This is a genomic window from Parendozoicomonas verongulae (assembly GCF_009711465.1).
GTDB lineage: Bacteria > Pseudomonadota > Gammaproteobacteria > Pseudomonadales > Endozoicomonadaceae > Sansalvadorimonas > Sansalvadorimonas verongulae.
In genome coordinates this window covers 1-1,501 of record NZ_SMME01000618.1, presented here as the reverse complement: position 1 = coordinate 1,501, position 1,501 = coordinate 1, and the positions used below count along the sequence as shown (strand labels likewise).

Here is a 1,501-nt window from a genome sequence, read left to right as displayed (position 1 = left end):
ACAACCTGAAAGCAGCACTGGACATCTTTAACCGGTTGCGCACCCGGGCGACCGGGGGGCGGGTAAACATTCGCAGTGATGACAAGGAGATTGAACTGGGTCTTGCATCTATTTTCATTGATACGGAAGAGTGGGAAAAATTTGATGAGCTGCAACTCGGAAGGCCGTTGCTTTCAGGGTTCGAAACCTGTTTATGTTTGAGTCTCCGTTACTTCCAGGAATTAATGAACGCTGAGAAAATTTTGCCCAAACATTCCATTCTTTTGGGGAAAGCGTTCAATTGGGCTGCTCTTGCGCTGGAGGGTTGTGGAGGCACAAATGCATCCTGTCTCAGTCAGCTGGGTCATTGTTTCCGCCTTTTATCATTCTGGCCGAAACTCAGGCTGCAAGAGTTAGGTATCGAAGAGGAAAAGGAGCAAGAGTTCAGACGTACATCGGAATTACTCTTTGGTCTGGCCAGCGACCTTGAACCCCATCGACAAGAATTGAAAAAAGATGATCAATGGAGGCAAAAGGAACGAAAGTTATTGGCTCTTATGACGGGAGAAACTCTGTATAAACAGAGTGATATCTTCTAATCCCCTTACGTTATTAAAGGTTTATTCAGAGTATGGACTTACCGCCAAACTATGGGAAAGGCAGCCATTACTGGCAGGCGCCTTTACATCACGGACAAAACTATCCAAATAGACCTGAGTTTCATACTTCTGGAACACAAGGTTCCCCTGACCTGAAAAGTAATAGTGGTCCTGAGCACCGCCAGCTTTCACAGCGTTATCCTCAGCACTACCCGGTTCGCCCTCATATACAGCCATGTAACGATATAAATATTGGTTTCCGGCTTCTGAAAACCAACCCCCAAAGTGCACTGGATAAAGCCGAGACGCTATTAAAAAAATATGAGGGAAACTTGCAGCAATATACTCGTGTTGTGCAATTAAAAGCCAGGTGCTTATTTCTTCTTGAGAATTTTGATGAATGTATTGGGTACGTCGATTCTCTTTCCAAGAGTTTGCAAAAAGATAAAGGCGTGATGATGGCAAAAGGCAGAGCTTTACAGGCGAGAGGCCATTTAATGGAAGCCTTACCACTCTTTAAGCACCTTTATGAGAAATGCTCAACCTCTTCCAATGATGAAAAAACCAATGGGCTGGCACTGGGCAGACATCACCAGCTCATGGGGGGCACGGAAAACCTGAGAACAGCCCAGAACATTTTTACCCGGCTGCGCACTCAGTCAGCCGGGGGACAGGTGAATACCCCTTGCAGTGACAGGGAGATCGAACTGGCTCTGGGCAGATTGCTTCAGGTCATGGGGGGTACGGAAAACCTGAGAGCAGCCTTGGACATCTTTACCCGGCTGCGCACCCAGGCGGCCGGGTGGCAGCCGAATATCCCCAGTAATGACAGGGAGATCGAACTGGCTCTGGGCCGACTGCTTCAGGTCATGGGGGGCTCCGATAACCTGAGAGCAGCCCTGGACATCTATACCCGGCTGCGC

At 48.4% G+C, this 1,501-nt stretch carries 3 protein-coding genes; 2 read left to right on the top strand and 1 reads right to left on the bottom strand.

Going from position 1 to position 1,501, the window contains the following annotated elements; all coding sequences use genetic code 11:
• Nucleotides 1–578, top strand: a 578-nt coding sequence (locus E1189_RS23060; protein WP_196221039.1) for a hypothetical protein, incomplete at its 5' end; no start/stop codon positions are given.
• A 21-nt stretch (nt 579–599) separates the two neighbouring features.
• On the opposite strand, the gene E1189_RS01915 is transcribed toward E1189_RS23060, so the two are convergent.
• On the bottom strand, nt 600–1,043 hold the full coding sequence (locus tag E1189_RS01915; protein ID WP_155158391.1) for a hypothetical protein: 444 nt from the start codon (nt 1,041–1,043) through the stop codon (nt 600–602).
• Between E1189_RS01915 and E1189_RS01910 the strand changes: the two genes are divergently transcribed.
• The coding region (locus tag E1189_RS01910; RefSeq protein ID WP_155158390.1) for a hypothetical protein at nt 1,037–1,501 on the top strand (465 nt) is incomplete at its 3' end. The genes E1189_RS01915 and E1189_RS01910 overlap by 7 nt on opposite strands.